Source organism: Corynebacterium cystitidis (assembly GCF_900187295.1).
GTDB classification, from domain to species: domain Bacteria; phylum Actinomycetota; class Actinomycetes; order Mycobacteriales; family Mycobacteriaceae; genus Corynebacterium; species Corynebacterium cystitidis.
The window spans coordinates 2,618,967-2,636,425 of sequence record NZ_LT906473.1; the positions used below are offsets into that span (position 1 = coordinate 2,618,967).

At 55.6% G+C, this 17,459-nt stretch carries 14 protein-coding genes and 2 pseudogenes; 13 read left to right on the forward strand and 3 right to left on the reverse strand.

Going from position 1 to position 17,459, the window contains the following annotated elements; genetic code table 11:
* Position 1: 1 nt before the first annotated feature.
* From CKV99_RS12365 to crgA, 5 genes are read left to right on the forward strand one after another with little or no spacing between them, the layout of a single operon-like run.
* Complete coding sequence (locus CKV99_RS12365; RefSeq protein WP_177178123.1) at positions 2-1,390, forward strand: FtsW/RodA/SpoVE family cell cycle protein; 1,389 nt, start codon at positions 2-4, stop codon at positions 1,388-1,390.
* Positions 1,387-2,823 carry a penicillin-binding transpeptidase domain-containing protein gene (locus CKV99_RS12370; RefSeq protein WP_092259508.1) on the forward strand — a complete coding sequence of 479 codons (1,437 nt, stop codon included), beginning with the start codon at positions 1,387-1,389 and terminating at the stop codon, positions 2,821-2,823. The genes CKV99_RS12365 and CKV99_RS12370 overlap by 4 nt, the downstream gene beginning before the upstream one ends.
* Positions 2,823-4,448 carry a serine/threonine-protein kinase gene (locus tag CKV99_RS12375; RefSeq protein ID WP_092259505.1) on the forward strand — a complete coding sequence of 542 codons (1,626 nt, stop codon included), beginning with the start codon at positions 2,823-2,825 and terminating at the stop codon, positions 4,446-4,448. Before CKV99_RS12370 ends, CKV99_RS12375 begins: the two co-directional genes overlap by 1 nt.
* Complete coding sequence (gene pknB, locus CKV99_RS12380; RefSeq protein ID WP_092259502.1) at positions 4,448-6,538, forward strand: Stk1 family PASTA domain-containing Ser/Thr kinase; 2,091 nt, start codon at positions 4,448-4,450, stop codon at positions 6,536-6,538. Before CKV99_RS12375 ends, pknB begins: the two co-directional genes overlap by 1 nt.
* A 59-nt stretch (positions 6,539-6,597) precedes the next feature.
* The gene (gene crgA, locus CKV99_RS12385; RefSeq protein ID WP_092259499.1) at positions 6,598-6,867 is read left to right on the forward strand and encodes a cell division protein CrgA; all 270 of its coding nucleotides are present in this window, start codon (positions 6,598-6,600) and stop codon (positions 6,865-6,867) included.
* 638 nt (positions 6,868-7,505) lie between these two features.
* Here crgA and CKV99_RS12390 read toward each other — a convergent pair.
* The 3 genes and pseudogenes from CKV99_RS12390 to CKV99_RS14850 all read right to left on the reverse strand — a co-directional run.
* Positions 7,506-8,168 (reverse strand): rhomboid family intramembrane serine protease, encoded by a 663-nt coding sequence (locus tag CKV99_RS12390; protein WP_092259496.1) that lies wholly within the window; start codon positions 8,166-8,168, stop codon positions 7,506-7,508.
* Between the two features lie 83 nt (positions 8,169-8,251).
* Positions 8,252-8,779 carry a peptidylprolyl isomerase gene (locus CKV99_RS12395; protein WP_092259494.1) on the reverse strand — a complete coding sequence of 176 codons (528 nt, stop codon included), beginning with the start codon at positions 8,777-8,779 and terminating at the stop codon, positions 8,252-8,254.
* 23 nt (positions 8,780-8,802) lie between these two features.
* A pseudogene (locus CKV99_RS14850) lies at positions 8,803-9,123 on the reverse strand (transposase); the annotation flags it as partial.
* A gap of 280 nt (positions 9,124-9,403) precedes the next feature.
* Between CKV99_RS14850 and CKV99_RS12405 the strand changes: the two are divergent.
* The 8 genes and pseudogenes from CKV99_RS12405 (at position 9,404) to csb2 (ending at position 17,459) form a co-directional block, all read left to right on the forward strand.
* Positions 9,404-10,606 (forward strand): ABC transporter substrate-binding protein, encoded by a 1,203-nt coding sequence (locus tag CKV99_RS12405; RefSeq protein ID WP_157728471.1) that lies wholly within the window; start codon positions 9,404-9,406, stop codon positions 10,604-10,606.
* Positions 10,607-10,652: 46 nt separating this feature from the next.
* Positions 10,653-11,630, forward strand: coding sequence for a FecCD family ABC transporter permease (locus CKV99_RS12410; protein WP_157728474.1), 978 nt, complete (start codon positions 10,653-10,655; stop codon positions 11,628-11,630).
* A 2-nt stretch (positions 11,631-11,632) separates the two neighbouring features.
* Entirely contained in the window at positions 11,633-12,370 is a 738-nt protein-coding gene (locus CKV99_RS12415) for an ABC transporter ATP-binding protein (RefSeq protein ID WP_092259485.1), read from the forward strand.
* Positions 12,371-12,680: 310 nt separating this feature from the next.
* The gene (locus CKV99_RS12420; protein ID WP_092259482.1) at positions 12,681-12,983 is read left to right on the forward strand and encodes a hypothetical protein; all 303 of its coding nucleotides are present in this window, start codon (positions 12,681-12,683) and stop codon (positions 12,981-12,983) included.
* A 90-nt stretch (positions 12,984-13,073) separates the two neighbouring features.
* Complete coding sequence (locus CKV99_RS12425; RefSeq protein ID WP_092259479.1) at positions 13,074-13,262, forward strand: hypothetical protein; 189 nt, start codon at positions 13,074-13,076, stop codon at positions 13,260-13,262.
* Between the two features lie 918 nt (positions 13,263-14,180).
* Positions 14,181-14,447: pseudogene (locus tag CKV99_RS12430) on the forward strand (transposase); the annotation flags it as partial.
* 259 nt (positions 14,448-14,706) lie between these two features.
* A complete protein-coding gene (gene cas7g, locus CKV99_RS12435) occupies positions 14,707-15,912 on the forward strand; it encodes a type I-G CRISPR-associated RAMP protein Csb1/Cas7g (protein WP_092259476.1) in 1,206 nt (401 codons plus the stop codon).
* Positions 15,909-17,459, forward strand: coding sequence for a type I-G CRISPR-associated protein Csb2 (gene csb2, locus CKV99_RS12440; protein WP_092259473.1), 1,551 nt, complete (start codon positions 15,909-15,911; stop codon positions 17,457-17,459). Before cas7g ends, csb2 begins: the two co-directional genes overlap by 4 nt.

Consider the following 17,459-nt stretch of genomic DNA (forward strand, 5'->3'; position numbering starts at 1 on the left):
CGTGAGCCGCATTTTTGGACGCAAGATTGAACTAGCGCTGTTGATTTTGGTGGCCGGTTTGCTTGCCTTGATGCTGATCAGTTTGGAGCTGTCGCAGGGCAATGCGCTGACCACGGACATGGCGTGGCTGATCGGTGGTTTCATCGGCGTGTTTGCGCTGGCCCATGTGGTGATTAGTTTTACTGCACCGTATTCTGACCAGATCCTGCTGCCCGTGGCTGCAACCCTTAATGCGATCGGGCTGGTGATGATTTACCGCATCGATATAGCCCGTGATACCGGGTTGGCTGCCCGCCAGGTCCTCTGGACTTTAGTGGGCATTATTTTGCTGGTGATCACCCTGATTGTGATCAGTGACCATAAGACGCTGGCGCGTTTTTCCTACCTGCTGGGCCTCATTGGCTTGGTGCTGTTGGCGCTTCCTTTGGTGTGGCCTCAGCCAGAGGACGCAGAGGCTAAGATTTGGCTGACCATTGGCCCGTTTTCGGTGCAGCCAGGTGAGTTCTCGAAGATTTTGCTGCTGATGTTTTTCGCGCAGCTACTCACCCAGAAGCGCGCCCTGTTCACGGTAGCGGGGTACCGCTTCTTAGGCATGGAGTTCCCACGCCTGCGCGACCTCGCACCCATTCTTGTGGTGTGGGCCATCGCGATCTTGATTATGGGTGTGTCGAATGACTTTGGTCCTGCCCTGCTGCTGTTCGCCACTGTGCTGGGCATGATGTACTTCGCCACGGGCCGCGCCTCCTGGCTGATTATCGGTATCGGCCTGGTCTCTATCGGCGCAGTAGCTGTGTACAATGTGAGCTCCAAGATTCAGTCCCGTGTGGAAAACTTTATTGACCCGCTGGGCACCTACCATGGTGACGGCGGTGGCTACCAGCTATCTCAGGCACTATTTGGGATGAGCTGGGGTGGGATGACCGGCACCGGCTTAGGGATGGGGTACCCGCACCACGTCCCAGTGGCATGGACCGACTTCATTTTGTCTTCTATTGGTGAAGAACTCGGCCTGATCGGCCTGTCCGGTGTGATCGTGCTGTTCGCCATTTTCATCACCCGTGGATTTAACGCCGCGATGTCGGTTCGTGATTCATACGGCAAGCTGTTGGCGGCCGGCCTCTCGCTGACCATCGCTATCCAAGTGTTCGTGGTTGTTGGCGGGATCTCGGCAATGTTGCCGATGACAGGCCTGACCACACCGTTTATGTCTGCTGGTGGTTCCGCGTTGATGGCAAACTACATTCTTTTGGCAATGCTGTTGCGCATCTCGAATAGTGCACGCAAACCCATTGAGATAGACGAAGGCGCGAACTATTCCCCGCAGACTGGCGCCGGCACAAACTATTTCCCTGCCTCACGAAAGTCCGTCGGCGCGGAGGTGACACGATGAATCGCAGTATCCGAATCGGTGCAATCTTCTCGCTGCTAATGATTGTGGCGCTGCTTTTGAACCTCACGTGGGTGCAGGCTTTCAACGAGGAAAAATACGCCCAGAACCCACTCAACCAGCGCGCCTTCATCAAGATGAAGGAAACAGAGCGTGGCCAAATCAACGCCGGTGGGCAGATTTTGGCCCAATCGGTCCAGGGTGACGATGGTCTGTATCACCGCACGTATCCGACGATGCCGATTTCGTTCGCGCCCGTGGTGGGCTATTTGTCGGACCAGTACGGTGCGGCTGGCCTGGAGCAGGGTTTCAACGCCCAGCTCAACGGTGACACCACTACCTTGCTCAACTCTCGTTTCCTCGCCACCGGGACAGAAAACCGCAAGGGTGACTCAATTGAGTTGACCATTGATCCACAAACTCAGGCAACCGCCTACGAAGCTCTTGCCAACAATGGGTACGAGGGCGCTGCTGTAGCGATCCGCCCGTCGACAGGCGAGGTTGTGGCCATGGCGTCCGCACCGTCCTACAACCCCAACGAGATCACCAACCCGGAGACCGCGGACGCGGCTTGGAAGGCCGTGAACAATAATCCAGGCCGGCCACTGCTCAATCATGCAACGCAAGAGCAGCTGCCCCCGGGTTCGATCTTCAAGATCATCACTACAGCCGCGGGCCTTGAAGCAGGCTATACCCCTGATTCGCAGCTGACGGGTGATGCTTCCATCACGCTACCCGGCACTACTACTGAGTTGACTAACTACGCGGGCCAAGCCTGCGCCGGTGGTGGACAGGTTTCACTGGAGACGGCTTTCGCCTTGTCCTGCAACACCGCTTTCGTGGAGTTAGGGCTGGGAGTGGGCGCGGATCAGTTGCGCCAGACAGCCGAAGCTTTCGGTGTGGGAGAAAGCTACGACATGGGGCTTCCTACCGCCGCGGGCTCATTGGGCGAGCTTGCCGACGATGCTTCCATCGGCCAGTCTTCCATCGGTCAGCGCGATGTCACCATGACGGCGCTGCAGTCTGCAATCATGGCGGCCACCGTGGCTAATGAGGGACGTCGCATGGAGCCCTATGTGGTTTCCCGTGTTCTGGGGCCAAATCTTGAGGTGCGTTCGGAGAAGTCTCCGAAGGAAATCACCCAGGCGGTCACCCCGGAACAGGCTGCGACTCTGACTGATTTGATGTACGCGTCGGAACGCAATACGGCCGGGTATAACGGCAATAACTATGCGTCGAAGACCGGTACCGCCGAGCATGCCGACGATTTACCACCACACGTGTGGTATGTCGCATTCGACCCCGAAAAGGATGTGGCTGTGGGTGTCGTCGTAAAAAACGGTGGTGGTTACGGCTCGTCCGCAACAGGTGGGCAGGTGGCCGCCCCGATTGGCCGCACCATCTTGGGCGTGGCTCCGGCTGGAGGTGGCCAGTAATGCACCCTGATAACCGCGACGGCCTGCAGCAGCTGATTGGCTCTGATTACCGCTTGCAGTGGATCATCGGCCACGGCGGCATGTCCACGGTGTGGCTTGCCGACGACACCCGCTTCGACCGCGAGGTTGCTATCAAGGTGCTCAAACCCGAGTTTTCGTCGCATGATGAATTTCTCACCCGCTTCCGCAACGAGGCCAAAGCTGCCGAGGGCATCGACTCTGACAATGTTGTGAAAACCTACGATTATCGGGAAGTGGAGGCTGACGCCGGGTACACGGTGTGCTTCATCGTCATGGAGTACATCCGTGGCGAATCGCTGGCAGACATGCTAGCCCGCGAAGGCAAACTCGATGAACCGCTGGCCCTGGAGGTGCTAGACCAGGCCGCCCACGGGCTGGCCGTGATCCACCGGATGGGGCTGGTTCACCGCGACATTAAGCCAGGCAACATCATGATCACGCAGAACGGCAAAGCGAAGATCACCGACTTCGGTATTGCCAAGGCGGCGGCCGCAGTCCCCCTAACGCGCACAGGCATGGTGGTTGGCACCGCACAATATGTGTCACCTGAGCAGGCCCAAGGCCGTGAAGTGACTGCTGCTTCTGACGTGTATTCGCTCGGCGTGGTGGGCTACGAAATGTTGGCCGGAAGCCGCCCGTTCACTGGTGATTCCTCTGTAAGCGTTGCTTTAGCACACGTCAATAATGAGCCACCAGCCCTCTCGACAGAAACCTCTGCCCCGGCGCGCGAACTGATCGGGATCGCGCTGCGGAAAGACCCGGCCACCCGCTTTGCCGATGGTAATGAGCTGGCCCTGGCCGTTGCCGCTGTTCGCGACGGTAACCGCCCACCACAACCGGCAAGTGCGGCGATGGCTCAAATCGCCGAGGAGCCTTCTCCTACGGCGTCTACCAGGCAGTTGGCGGCAGTTGCTCAACCGACCACCTTGCATCCGGAAGCTCGTCGTCAAGCGCCTGCGGGACTGGTTGAACGCAAACCGGCCGCAGCGACGCCACCAGTGCGCCGCGACGATGACAACGGCTCGAGTGCCACGTGGATTGTTGTAGGCCTTCTCGTACTTGCCGCTGTTGGCGCATTGATCTGGGCATTCGTGTCCGGGCCGTTCTCCTCCGGTGGGCGCGGTGAGGAAACCACCGGCACCTCAGTAATCACCGAATATGTCACGCCCACAGAAGACACGGACGACCCCGACACGGCCGAGCCCACAGCGGACCGGCAGGATTCCTCGGAACCACGCCGCCAGCCAATTCAGCGCCCCTCTGGGCCACGCCCCGCTGATCGGACGGTTGATGAACCAGCACAGCAGCCACATGATCGTCGTGAAGCACCCGACGAACCGGGCGAACGCGACACCGAGCGCGGCAACCCGCAACCACCACTAGTCACCGAGCCTCTGCCCACGCAACAAGCCCCGGCAACCCAACAGCCAGCACAACCGGATCCACCGCAGCTCACCAGCGTGCCGCAGACACCGACCCAGCAGGCCCCGGCGGAGCAAGTACCATCCCAGGCGATTCAGAATAGTGGCGAGGCTGCCGAGGGCCGAAACCCCAACGCGGGAAATGGAATCACGCAAGGTCTTGAGAACATGGGAGGTGTCTAATGTCGTTATTAGGTGACCGCTACCAGCTCGGTGAGAGCATCGGTACCGGCGGCATGAGCGACGTCTATTCGGCCACAGACACAATGCTTGGCCGGGAAATCGCGATCAAAATGCTCAAGGTTGACATGGCCCGGGACGAGATTTTCAGGGAGCGTTTCCGCCGTGAAGCCCAGAACTCGGCGCGCCTGAACCACCCCAATATTGTTGCTGTGTACGACACCGGCACCCATGTTGTGGACGGAGTCAACGTGCCGTATATCGTGATGGAACGCGTGATCGGACGCGACCTGCGCGCCATTGTGCGCGACGAAGGCCCCCTGACCCCCGAGGCCGCCGCTGAACTTTTAGCACCTGTGACCGCTGCGCTGCAGGCCAGCCACAATGCTGGAATCATTCACCGCGACGTCAAACCCGCGAACATCATGGTCACCAACACCGGTGACGTCAAAGTGATGGACTTTGGTATCGCCCGCGCACTAGATGATTCGACGGCGCAGATGACTCAGACATCAGCGGTGATCGGCACCGCGCAATACCTGTCCCCCGAGCAGGCGCGTGGCAAACCCGTCGATGGGCGCAGCGACATCTACGCCCTAGGCTGTGTGATGTACGAGGCCGTGACGGGACGGCCACCATTTGAGGGTGAAACCCCGTTCGCAGTTGCCTACCAGCACGTGCAGGACGAAGCCGAGGAGCCGAGCGCCCACATTTCGGGCCTGTCGCCACAGGCTGCGTTAAACGTGGACGCTGTGGTGCTAACTGCGATGGCGAAGCACCCGGCAGACCGCTACCAAACCGCCACCGAAATGGGCGAAGACCTGCAACGTTTGGCTCGTGGCGCAGTGACTTCCGCGGCGCGCAGCCACGTGGCACTGCCCGCTGCGCCGCCCGCTGATGCCGAAGGCGCCACCCAGATCATTGGGGTACCGGCGGCGGGTGCTGGTGCTGCTGGTGCTGGTGCTGCTGGTGCGGCGGGTGCTGCGGGTGCTGGTGCTGCGGGCGTCGGCAGGTACGACGACAGGTACGACGACGGTGATTCCACCCGCTACGCGCGCCACCGTGAGGAGAACTCCAGCAAAGGGACCAACTGGCTGAAGTGGATCGCTGCCCTGTTGGCGCTGGTCGTGCTTGGTTTTGCTGTCGCGTTTGCGGCGGACTACTTCCGTACAGAAGAAGACCCCACAATCACCGAGACCATGATCACGCTCCCCGATGTCACTGGTGTGGAGCGTGGCGAGGCAGTCTCCCAGCTCGAGGACATGGGCCTGCAGGTGCAGGTTAACGAGGAACCGAATCCGGATGTGCCACGTAACCATGTGATTCGCACCAACCCCACCGCTGGATCGCAGCTACGCGAAGGCACACTGGTTACCTTGACTGTTTCATCTGGACGCGAAATCACCGACGTTCCAGACATTACGAATATGACCCCGCAGGAAGCCGCGCAGGCACTACAAGGGGCCGGCCTGGAGCTAGACCCGGAAGTCGATGAGGCAAACAGTGACTCCGTGAAGGAAGGCCACATCATCCGGCAGAGCCCCGTACCGGGGTCCCAGTTATCAAAGGGATCCACGGTGAAGGTTGTGGTGTCCGTCGGGCCTGAGCTTGTGCGTATTCCATCGCTCGTGGGAATGAACTCGGAGCAGGCCGAGTCCATTCTGAGCTCGTTGGGTTTAAGCAGCAAGGTTGAGGAGGTCGACTCTGAGCGCCCAGCCGGCGAAGTTCTCGCCGTGGCCGGTGAGGGTACCGAGGTAGCTCCGGGCACCACGGTGACCCTGCAGGTATCAAACGGCATGATGATGGAGATGATCGACATCACCCGCATGACTCCGGCGCAAGCCACCACCGCCTTGCAGGAATTGGGCTGGACCGGTACTTTCCGGGAAGGTCCGGCCGCTACGACGGGAGCGCTTATCGACGAAGGCCTCATCGCAAGCCAGCAACCGAAGGCGAACACCACCATCCGCAAAGACGCTACGGTGACGATCAGCCTATGGAGGTTCGACGCACGCGAGCTCCTGCCCGCAGGCCCACTGGATCCGGGTGCTAGACTAGCACCAGATTCCGCGCCAAACCCGCCACGGCGCTAAGCCGAATTGATGCACTATTGATGCATTATTGATGCAGTAGATACGAAGGAAGTAGACAAATGCCCAAGGCGAAGGTTACGAAAACCCCTATTACCACGACCACCAGCTCAGGTACCAGCCGCACTCCGGTGAAAATCAACACCGGGGGCACACCGATGTGGTACAAGGTGCTGATGTTCGGCTTCATGCTGTTTGGCCTCGCATGGCTGGTTGTGAACTACCTGGCGGGTGACCAGATCCAGTTCATGATGGAACTCGGCCCTTGGAACTACTTGATTGGCTTCGGTGGCCTGATCATCGGCCTGCTGATGACTATGGGCTGGCGTTAAACCTTTTCAGCCTTTACGCCCCTGACTCTGTCTCCTCCGCGCCCCTGGCTCTGCTTGTGCAGATCAGGGGCTTTTTCGTTCTGCAGTTGAGTATCGGTCTAGATGAGGTAAACCTGATGACATCGGCCAGTATGGCCCGAGGACTATACCGGTTTAGGTGTGGTGGCAGGACTGTGTGAGCAAACAGCAGTCCGGGAAACGCAGGGGGACCTACTCCCCGCAGTCGTGTGTACTTTAAACCTGGAACAATCGCGCTAATCCAAGACCGCTCTGAACAAAAAGAAGCAAAGTTATCCACAGCCTGTGGAAGAATCTGTGGAAAGTCTACTTTTGCGACTACTCCACAGGCTGTGGATGAACCTGTGCACTACTTCCACAGTGGGTCTAGTTGTGCTGGTAAAAGTCGAAAGATGCTGTTCACAGCCCCACTTTTCGCTAACCTGTTCGGTAAATTACAAGAATGTAGTTATCCACAATGTGGACAACAATTGTGGATAACCCTCTCTTGGGGATAACCGGTGGATAACTTGCCGGGTTGTACACAACGCACAGCCGAGCGGGTGGAGGGTTAGCAAAAAACCCACAACCGTCCGAATCCGGATGTGGGTTAGTTCCAGCTGGTGGAGGTTACTTATTCGTTACAGTGCAATGAACAACACAATCCCTAATGCGACTATCCCCGTGACCACCGAGGCAAGTACACGGGTAGACGCACTGGGCCCGGTCAATGGCCACGCCATCACAGCACCAGCGGCCAGCCCACCCAAATGACCCCACAGGCTCACACCTGAGGAGAGCAGCGAGTAGATAACGTTGACCCCCACCAGCACTAATGGACCGCGCAGGTCAGTGGAGCGTCGTGAAGCGATCGCCACAAGCACGGCCATCAGGGCGTACAGTGCTCCGGAAGCCCCGGCAGTCGGTGTGCCAAAATCCATGAGCAGCACCGCGGCCGATCCGCCTAGGCCCCCAGCCACAAAAGCCACGGCGTAGGCCCGCGTGCCGACGAAGCGTTCAACCTCCGCGCCAACTAGAAGGAGAAAGAGGATGTTAAAAGCCAAGTGTCCGATGTCGAGGTGGAGGAAAACAGCACTCAGGGCCCGCAACGCGCCAAGCGGCTCGCCTTGGACGTAGGGGCCCCACAACACCATGCGGCTACCAAGTTCTGAACCCCACACGGAGTTGTCAAGCGATCGGGCTTGCACGGCGGTAACTAGGTACACCCCTATGCAGATCACGGCGAAGATGCTGGTGGCGGGGGCGGTGTGGCGTAAATCAGTCAGCCAGTTGTTGGTTTTCATGTTAGTTTTCGTGGTTGGTCCTAGGTTGGTCCTAGAAATGGAAACGCCCCCGCACGCTGGCGGGGGCGAGAAGATAGGAAATCTTATGCTTCGACGACGTCGATGGACTGGATCACAACATCCTCGACTGGGCGGTCCATGCGGCCGGTCTGCACATTCGCCAGCTTGTCTACGACAGCCTTGGACTCCTCGTCGGTGACCTCACCGAAGATGGTGTGCTTGTTGTTCAGCCATGGGGTTGCGTCCACGGTGATGAAGAACTGAGAGCCGTTGGTACCTGGGCCAGCGTTTGCCATGGCCAGCAGGTATGGGCGGTCGAACTGCAGCTCTGGGTGGAATTCGTCAGCGAACTGGTAGCCTGGGCCGCCGGTGCCGGTTCCTGTTGGGTCACCACCTTGGATCATGAAACCAGGGATGATGCGGTGGAAGATGGCACCGTCGTAGAACGGGCCCTCGTTGGATCCGGATGCGTTCCTGGTGGAGTAGTCTTTGGTGCCTTTTGCCAGGCCGACGAAATTCTCGACGGTCTGTGGAGCATGGTTGCCAAACAAGTCGATGACGATGTCACCGAGGTTTGTGTGCAGAGTTGCAGTAGCAGTCTTCTGAGTCATGCCTATCAGTCTAAAGAATTTCTTCAGGTTGTGCCGGGAACCGGTGCTGCCGTGTCCCCGTGTTCGCTTAGGGCGTGCAGGTGATCGTCGTTAAGCAGTTCGTTGGTGTCGCGAAGCTCCTGAACCTCTCGGCGTAGCCTGGCATTTTCTGCAGCCAGATCGTCGGGCAGGTGGTGAGGAAATTGTCCTTCGCCGAGAGCTTTCTGCACCCATTGGCGGGCTGTGTGCCACGATATTCCAAACTTCGGCGCAACAGCCTGACACGCGGCTTGCATAGAAAGATTCTCCGCCAGAATGCGTTCCTCTACCAGGCGCACAACACGATCTTTCGCATCCTGATCAAACGGAACAAAACCTGGGGCAGTTCACAGGGCGGTACGCTAGGTGCAGTTGCTTTACGACGAACACCTCGTTCGACATATCGGCCGTATTCCCAGCGACCACCTCCACGCTTACTTTTCGACGGCTCTTTGAAGCCCTGGCAGTGGCGAAGATTACGCAGAATAGTTAGTCATTCCGTGCTAACATAACCATTAATCTATTATTCGATTGTTTAATTGATTGCTTGTTGGGCAAAACTAATCCTTGTCCATGAGCCCAACTCAGACGAAAGGTATGGCGGTAATGCTGTTATCAAGAAGAGCGCTTGCCGTAGTAATGACTGGCTTGCTCGCGCTTTCATCAGTAGCGTGCAGTTCCGACGATCCAGATGCGGTCTCCTCTACCTCGGGGACTTCAACTGTGGCAGACACCACTGAAAAGGACGAAGCAACATCAGAAGCTGGTCCAGTTACTATTACCGACGTTACTGGCACAACTGTTGAGCTAGAAAAACCGTTTGAGAAGGCCGTTGTTCAGCTATCCGGCTCGGGTGGACCCCTTTTAACCATGGCGGCACTGGATCGGGAGAATTACACCTCCAAGATCGCTGCAATGGATGACGGGTTGAAGAAAAACAGACACGATTTGTGGGAACTACTTGTTGAGGCGAACCCAGAGCTCGACGATATTCCGATCATCGGGGATGTGAATAAAGACGAGGTCACAGCGGAACAGCTACTGACATTAGGAGTGGACGGGATTATTGTTCCAGTGCGCCAAAAAGCCAAAATGGACATCATCGCCGAAAGAGCCGGCATCCCGGTCCTATACGTGGACTACCACGCGCAACAATTGGACACCCACATCCAGTCCACGAAGGTTATCGCAGAAGCCACCGGACTTACTAACAATGTCGAAGCTATAACCGATTTTTATACCGATGTCGTCGGAGATATCGAAAAGCGGGCAGCCAACCTAGATCGCTCCACTACTGCCTATATCGAAATCGGCCACATAGGGCCGTCAGAAATGGGTAATTCATACGGCTCTGAAATGATGTGGGGTTCCATCCTGGATTCAGTAGGGGCTGACAACATTGCCACCGAATTCCTTGCCCCATCGGATGCAACTCCCCTCACCGAAGAACAAGTTTTGGTCAGCGACCCAGACACCATAATTCTCGCTGGCTCCATTTGGCCAGATAATCCAGAATCAGTCAAAATGGGTTTTGCGGTTAGTGAGCAAGAGGCTCTTGAGTCTCTGGCACCTTACCGGGAGCGGGAGGGCTGGGACAGACTCACAGCGATCCAAAATAATGAGCTTTACGGCATTGGGCACGCGTTAACCCGAGACATGTTGGATTTCTACTCCTACGCTGTGCTGGCCAAGCTTTTCCATCCCGAGGAATTCTCCGACATTGATCCCGAGGCCCTGATGGAAGAGTACTTCGATAAGTTCATGCCCATCGACTACCAAGGCACCTGGTTTATCAAGTATGATGGATAGGTCTGATCACGAGTCGACCGTAGAGACTAGACGCAAGAATTGGCAAGTGCCTCGTGCAGGATGGGTGGCGCTTGCCGTCATAGCGTTGGTAGTTTTCTTTGTCGTCGATTTATTTGTTGGTCCCGCTAAAATCTCCCTGGACAACTTAGCTGTCATTTTTGATACCAACTCGGTTGAGCACGTCGCTTTCTTTCGCTTGCGCATGGTGGAATCCCTCATGGCAGTTGGGATAGGTCTGAGTTTGGGGCTTGCTGGCGGAGTGATGCAAACTATCCTCAACAACCCGCTAGCCAGCCCGTTCACTCTTGGGGTTTCGTCAGCCGCTAGTTTCGGTGCAGCATTGGCGTTTGTGATGGCGGTTCCTTTGGTGCTTGTCACAGGTGGCGCACTCGTCATGGCACTAATTGCGGTTCTGGTCATCTTCATGGCGGGCAATTATTTAAAGATGAGTAATTCTGCTCTCGTTTTGGCCGGAATCGCTTTGAACTTCTTTTTCGATGCCCTGTTGTCACTGATCCAGTATCGTGCTTCAGAAGAAAGCCTGTCATATATTGTTTTCTGGACAATGGGTAGCCTTTCACGCGGTTCATATCCGCAGGCCTGGACATTGTTGATCTGTTTCGCGATTGTTTTCGCCGTGATTATGCGCAATTCCTGGGGACTGACTGCGCTGAAGTTTGGTGACACCAGAGCTGCCGCCCTCGGGATCAAAGTGCAAAGCGTTAAAATTGTGTCCTTGCTATTGGTGTCAGTTTTGACCGCGTTGGCGGTGAGTTTCGCCGGAAAAATTGGTTTCATCGGTCTGGCTGCTCCCCATTTGGCACGGCGGCTAGTGTCCGAAGACCAGCGGTACTATTTGACAACGTCCGCCCTCATCGGGGCAATGTTTCTCTTGTTGGCATCATCGCTGTCCAAAATTGTTGTACCGGGCGTTGTTGTACCGATTGGCATTATCAGTTCGCTCATCGGAATACCGTTCTTGGTTTACGCCCTGCTCAGCCAGCGGAAGCAAAGGGCTGCATAGATATGATTAAGGTAAAGGATTTCTCCTTAAGCTACGGCAACCACGAAATTGTCAAAGGCGCAAGCTTCCAAGCGCACCCTGGTGAAGTAACCGCCCTCATCGGCAGAAACGGGGCAGGAAAAACCAGCTTGCTTAATCATATCGCTCATCCTTCTCGACGCCATCGCAATACTCACATCACTGGCCACATTGAATCAATTGGTGTGGTGTCCTATTTGAACCAGCACATCGAGGCAGACTTACCTTTCACTGTTTTTGAGACGATCTTGATTGGCAAGGCAGTGAAACTGGGTTTGCGCACCAGCCAGGAAGACATTGACGATGTCAACAAGATCGTCGACATGCTGGACCTTCACGAGTTGCAGCACGTCCCCATCGCACATCTCTCTGGTGGGCAACGCCAAAAAGTGTTCATTGGACAGGCGCTTGCCAAAAAGCCAGAGGTATTGCTTCTCGACGAGCCAACGGCAGCCCTCGATATTGAAAACCAATACCGGATCATGCACCAGATCAAGGATCTCACTATCGAACACAACCTGACTACCTTAGTCTGCCTCCACCAGATTGATTTAGTGGAAAGATTCGCTGATCGGGTGATCGTTCTCCACAATGGCTCCATCTACAAAGAGGGCAACCCCAACGAGGTATTCACTAAAGAACTCTTTCACGAGGTCTATGCCGTGGACGCAACGATGGCTACCGTAGATGAGCGCCTCCTTTTCGGATTCGACGTCAGCTAACCTTTAGCAATCCCCCGCCCAGCCCGGCATCCGCGCGGCGTACCTTAAAGAAAATGAGCGCGAAAGGTGTGTGGTTCCTCAAATTTAAAGATCACGATTGTAATGGGTTAACGCCAGATGGCATCGTGCAAAGAAACTGCGTAAACTGCTTGCCCTGGCAACGAGTGTTTGCGGCTTAGGTTGGAAAGTGTATTTCTGGGGGTTGGAAAGGGGCAGGGCGTGCGGCGTGGGGCGGGGGTGATTTTCTAGTAGTTGACGGGTGCCTCGGTGTGTAAGGGGTACCCGCGTTACTAGAAAGGAGTCCGTTGCAATGGTGACGGATTATCGGGCGATTATGCTCGCAGTGTTGCGTGGGCATAGTTATGCCACGATTCAGCAGAGTTATCAGTGCTCATCGAAAACTGTGCGGTTGGCTAAGGCGGTTGTGCATGACCATGGCTTGACTGAGGTAGATATCCAGGGTCTAGATCGTCAGCAGTTGGCAGAATTGTTTCCTGACCGGCGTTACGATCGCGACGAGTCGTATGCCGATATTGATATCGAGGGCGTTGATTCGACGCAAGCGGATTTTCGGGGCGAAGAATCCTGGCAGGAAGTTCAAGGTCAAGGTTGAACACGAACGTTACCAGCCGGAGTGTGTGGCACAGGGGCTCAAGCCTTACTCGTATAAGCACCACACGCAACCCGCGTGCTCTTCGAAATCATGGAAGCACGCACCGGCCAAGCAACCGCTATTGTCTCACAGCTCGGTGCCACAGACTGGGGCAAAGTGATGCTCAACAAAGTCACCGCAGAATCCCCCATCAACCGGATTCTGCACCCATCAACGACCGTGGTGCTCAACGGCGAAGAAAATCTACGCCAAACCCACCAACCACGAGAAGACCCATAGTCTTCGACACGTCCCCGCGCAACTCAATGTGCGGGGACTACCCCCAGACCCACACTTTCCAAACCCCAGAATCACGCTTTCCAATCAACAGAAAAACACTTTCCAACAACCGCTGCGCACAACGAGTTTGCCCACATTTATTCTAGTGTGGATTTCACCGTACGCGCCTGATCACAACCCGATTGAAAAAGTATCGAATGAAGCCAAGGCCGCAATTGCGAACCGACAATGCGATGACCTTGCAGTAACAACCATAGAGTTCCGTGTTCGCTTGGGGTGTTTTTCGCACCATTGCTTTCCAAAAGGTTCTTAGGCAGTACGATGGTTTGAGCGCCACGGCCTTTCATTCAGGCTCTCTCTATTTTTTGGAAAGTGTCTGGCTTATTCGGTTGCCGTGGCGCCCCAAAAGCCTTATCTGTCTACTCTCTATATTTATTGGAGAGTACGAGAGGAGTTGCACTTTAATGTCTAACGTGTATCATCAAGGTTAGCAGTGATGCATACAATCCGATTCTATGGATCGGTGGACAAAAGAATCAGCGCCATGCTCTATGCGCGGAGGCTTAGCACACAACGAAGGGAGAGGAGGGCTGAGATGGCTGGATCTACTCACGGTGATCACCGCCGCAAAGAAGAAACCCGCCTAGAAAAGCCAAGAGCTTTTGCTAGCCGGGTTCTGGCCGTAGTTACATCCAAACTTCTTGCGGATTTGATCAGCAAGAGCTGGGACTGGATGAACTCATAGGTCAAAAGAAAGGATCACTCGTTGACGCCGGGTGACCTTCTTGCTTGTTTCTCTTTGCCCTAGGGCATCTCAAGTCTAACCCGCGAGCAGAAAGCTAGCAAGCAAACGGGTACCTTACAGAAAATGAGCGCGAAAGGTATGTGGTTCCTCAAATTTAAAGATCACGATTGTAATGGGTTAACGCCAGATGGCATCGTGCAAAGAAACTACGTGAGATTCTTGGCCAGATCAGTCAGGAGTTTGCTCATATTCACCTCGTCTGGCTTCCACCTGTTTAGCTTCCCCCGTACGCGCCTGATCACAACCCGATTGAAAAAGTATCGAATGAAGCCAAGGCCGCAATTGCGAACCGACAACGCGATGACCTTGCAGCAACAACCATAGAGTCCCGTGTTCGCTTAGGGTGTTTTTCGCACCATTGCTTTCCACAAGGTTCTTAGGCAGTACGATGGTTTGAGCGCCACGGCCTTTCATTCAGGCTCTCTCTATTTTTTGGAAAGTGTCTGGCTTATTCGGTTGCCGTGGCGCCCCAAAAGCCTTATCTGTCTACTCTCTATATTTATTGGAGAGTACGAGAGGACTTGCACTTTAGTTTTTTAAGTGTATTATCAAGTTCAGCACCGATCCATACAATTCGATTCTATGGATTGGTGCGACAACAAGATTCCGATTTTCAAACAAGAGTTCTAAGGAGATTTCATGTTGAACTATCAAGATCTGCTTGATGCTTGCTCCCGGGGTGGCGCCAGTGTGCTTACCTCCGTCACCGAGATGGAACCGGCTGCAGGCCCCCACGCTTCTGTGGCACCAGCAAAGTTTGTCGAGCGGTCGAACTCAGTATTCGCATTCGAAACCCGTTACATCGACGGCGAACCACAAACCATTGCTCTACTCGACTCCAAGCAGTCGTCCCTCAACCGCGCAGAACAAGCCATCCAGCAGGATATTGACGCAGGCTTTGCACCTATTTCGCAGGTCCCCCGCATTGTGGTGGATTACGGCGAAGGCGGGCAACTGACGGACATGGAGCTTCCCCACCGCTTCGCAGACGGCCATATCCGTGCCGGCACCATTGATGGCGAACCAGCCACTAAGAATGATTCATACCGGGCGGTGCGCAACTCCACCCAGGGAAATATCACGGCACTTGTCCAAACAGCACCAGCAGCGGCAGTTTTTGGTGGTTGGGATTCTACCCGTGCGACCAACCAGCTCCGCCTTCCTAGCGCTTTGGTTGGTGAGGTTATAGGCGTCTTGGCAGATCAGGATGCCACTGGTGAAGAACAGCAGTCTAAGCGTGGTGGTGCGCGTGTCGATTCCCTAGCAATGAGTGTCAAACTCACCGGCCCGCAGATGAAGGAGCTGCTAGATGCACAGCGTGAAGAGCTAAGCCCTACCAAGGTGGGCGAGATTGAAAAGAAAATTAAGTCCGAGAAGAAAGGCACAATCTCGGCTTCGTCGCTTGGGCTGGGAGGAATTCCACCAAAACTTGAGTCTTTAGGTGGCGTGTCCTGTAAACGAATCATTCGCACTTGGGTTTTGAGTTTTGCCGCTCTGCGTCAACTTCGTTTCGGGGGCAGCTATGAGCAAGATGTTGCTGGGCGCGCACTCCTTGCCGCATTTGGGTTAGCTGCGATGGCACGTGCGGAGGAGGAAAACTACTTGCGCGCAAACTGTCACCTCGTCGAAAAGAGCGCACCACAAGTGATCCTGGATCAGCGCCACGGAGAATCTAAGGAGTTTAGCGCTCTCACCGTAAAGGAGGCAGACAAGCTTCTAGCTACCGCTATTGAAGAAGCGCGCAAGCTCGGTGTTGTTGATTGGTCCGGGCAGGTTCTTGAAGTTCAGGGTAACCCCATTGTCCTTGGAGGGGCAGTCGAAGAGGCTGAGGATGAACAGAAATGACCAAACTTGAACTACGGGTCCGATTCCCCCTCTGGATATACCAGGCCCACAGAGACGACAAATCTCCCAGCTGGATGCCTGATCCTGCCCGGCTGCACAGCGCTTTTCTCAACGCAGCGGCGCAGGGTTCCCTCGCCGAACCTGATGGAGCCACTGCCCTCAAACCGTCGGAGGAGTCCCTCACAGCGCTACGTTGGCTTGAGGCCAACGCCCCCGATGGCATTGAGGAGCCCCAGAAACGCTGGTGCGCTCCGAACTCCGGACGATTCGCGTACCGTAAAGTCACTTCTGGCACTAACTCCGAAATTCAACAGCGCCCCGTCTCAGACGGTGTGGCTGTAAACGGAAGTTACGGTTATCTGTGGAACGATGTTCCCGAAGCAGTTGCTAGTACTCTTACCGCGTTAAGCGAAGATATCGGCTACCTCGGGGAGGCATCAAGTGTCGCGATTGTAGAACCTGGGCCTGTCAACCCCACGTTAGTGAAAGACTCTTCAGCATCAGCCTTTGATAGCGGGGGCAGCTTTGTCCGTATTCCCCAACGAGGGCGCACGGACTATCTCATAGCTCGCCACAAGTCATACTATCCGGAGAAACCGCCCACGGTTGCCAAAGATAGATGGACTGCGAGTGAAAAACCTCGCGACAGGGAACCAGCGGAAGAATTCTTGTCTAAGGTGATGTACCGAGTACCGGCCGTTCAGCCGCCGGACACCCCCTGGTCTCATGTACTCCTTTTCCAAATCGACCGTCAGAACGTTCCGGTAAAACATCGGGTAGAGCTGTGTGTCACCATGCATAAGGCACTGATTAGCGCAATCGGTTTTGGTGCGTCGCCGATGGTGACGGGTAAGTATGAGCGCCAGGTGAAGCAACGCCCTGCTAACCGGCTGGCAATCCAGTATTTTGACAGCAGCTACGTACAACGGCATGGGGTGCACGGTGCTGCCCTGGGCCTGATGATCCCACGGGATGCAGATGATCAGCAATTGGCGCAGATTGCGCAAGCTCTTTCCGCTATTTCAGTTTTGTGGTCGCGGAACTTGGGGCGGGTCCGAGTCACCTTCGATGGTGTTAGTGTGGCGGCTGATAAATTTTGGGCCGCCCCGGCTGATGGCCACGTACGGCTCTGGTCTGCAGATACAGCGATCATTCCAGAGACTCGACCAGTGTCGAAGAAAGCGCTAAATCGCCCATGGACCTTGGAAGACGCTGGTTTATTGTCGCTCGGTTTTGTGTGGCGTGATGAGTTCGAGATTGTAGGAAAAGGTGAGCACATGTACGCCCACCTACGCAATCAAGTAGCAGGTTCTCAGGCGCGTGTGTATAAGGCCTCAACGTTAGGCGATGCTGCTGCGTCATATGTGCACAGGACCCACACCAACGTGCCGGTTCAGCCGTGGAATGGATTACTGAGCCTGGGCAACCTTGCCAATGCGCAAACGCTTGTTGCTATCGGCCAATCACGCCATCTTGGTGGGGGATTACTCGTCCCGGTCGATCTTCCACGCCAGTTGCTCCAATCGCTGAATAAGCAGGAGGTTTAG

Excerpts from the sequence above, each read along its gene's own strand:
- CKV99_RS12370 (WP_092259508.1), top strand. The coding sequence starts at position 1,387 with ATGAATCGCAGTATCCGAATCGGTGCAATCTTCTCGCTGCTAATGATT.
- CKV99_RS12375 (WP_092259505.1), top strand. The coding sequence starts at position 2,823 with ATGCACCCTGATAACCGCGACGGCCTGCAGCAGCTGATTGGCTCTGAT.
- pknB (WP_092259502.1), top strand. The coding sequence starts at position 4,448 with ATGTCGTTATTAGGTGACCGCTACCAGCTCGGTGAGAGCATCGGTACC.
- crgA (WP_092259499.1), top strand. The coding sequence starts at position 6,598 with ATGCCCAAGGCGAAGGTTACGAAAACCCCTATTACCACGACCACCAGC.
- CKV99_RS12390 (WP_092259496.1), bottom strand. The coding sequence starts at position 8,168 with ATGAAAACCAACAACTGGCTGACTGATTTACGCCACACCGCCCCCGCC.
- CKV99_RS12395 (WP_092259494.1), bottom strand. The coding sequence starts at position 8,779 with ATGACTCAGAAGACTGCTACTGCAACTCTGCACACAAACCTCGGTGAC.
- CKV99_RS12405 (WP_157728471.1), top strand. The coding sequence starts at position 9,404 with ATGCTGTTATCAAGAAGAGCGCTTGCCGTAGTAATGACTGGCTTGCTC.
- CKV99_RS12415 (WP_092259485.1), top strand. The coding sequence starts at position 11,633 with ATGATTAAGGTAAAGGATTTCTCCTTAAGCTACGGCAACCACGAAATT.
- CKV99_RS12420 (WP_092259482.1), top strand. The coding sequence starts at position 12,681 with ATGGTGACGGATTATCGGGCGATTATGCTCGCAGTGTTGCGTGGGCAT.
- CKV99_RS12425 (WP_092259479.1), top strand. The coding sequence starts at position 13,074 with ATGGAAGCACGCACCGGCCAAGCAACCGCTATTGTCTCACAGCTCGGT.
- cas7g (WP_092259476.1), top strand. The coding sequence starts at position 14,707 with ATGTTGAACTATCAAGATCTGCTTGATGCTTGCTCCCGGGGTGGCGCC.
- csb2 (WP_092259473.1), top strand. The coding sequence starts at position 15,909 with ATGACCAAACTTGAACTACGGGTCCGATTCCCCCTCTGGATATACCAG.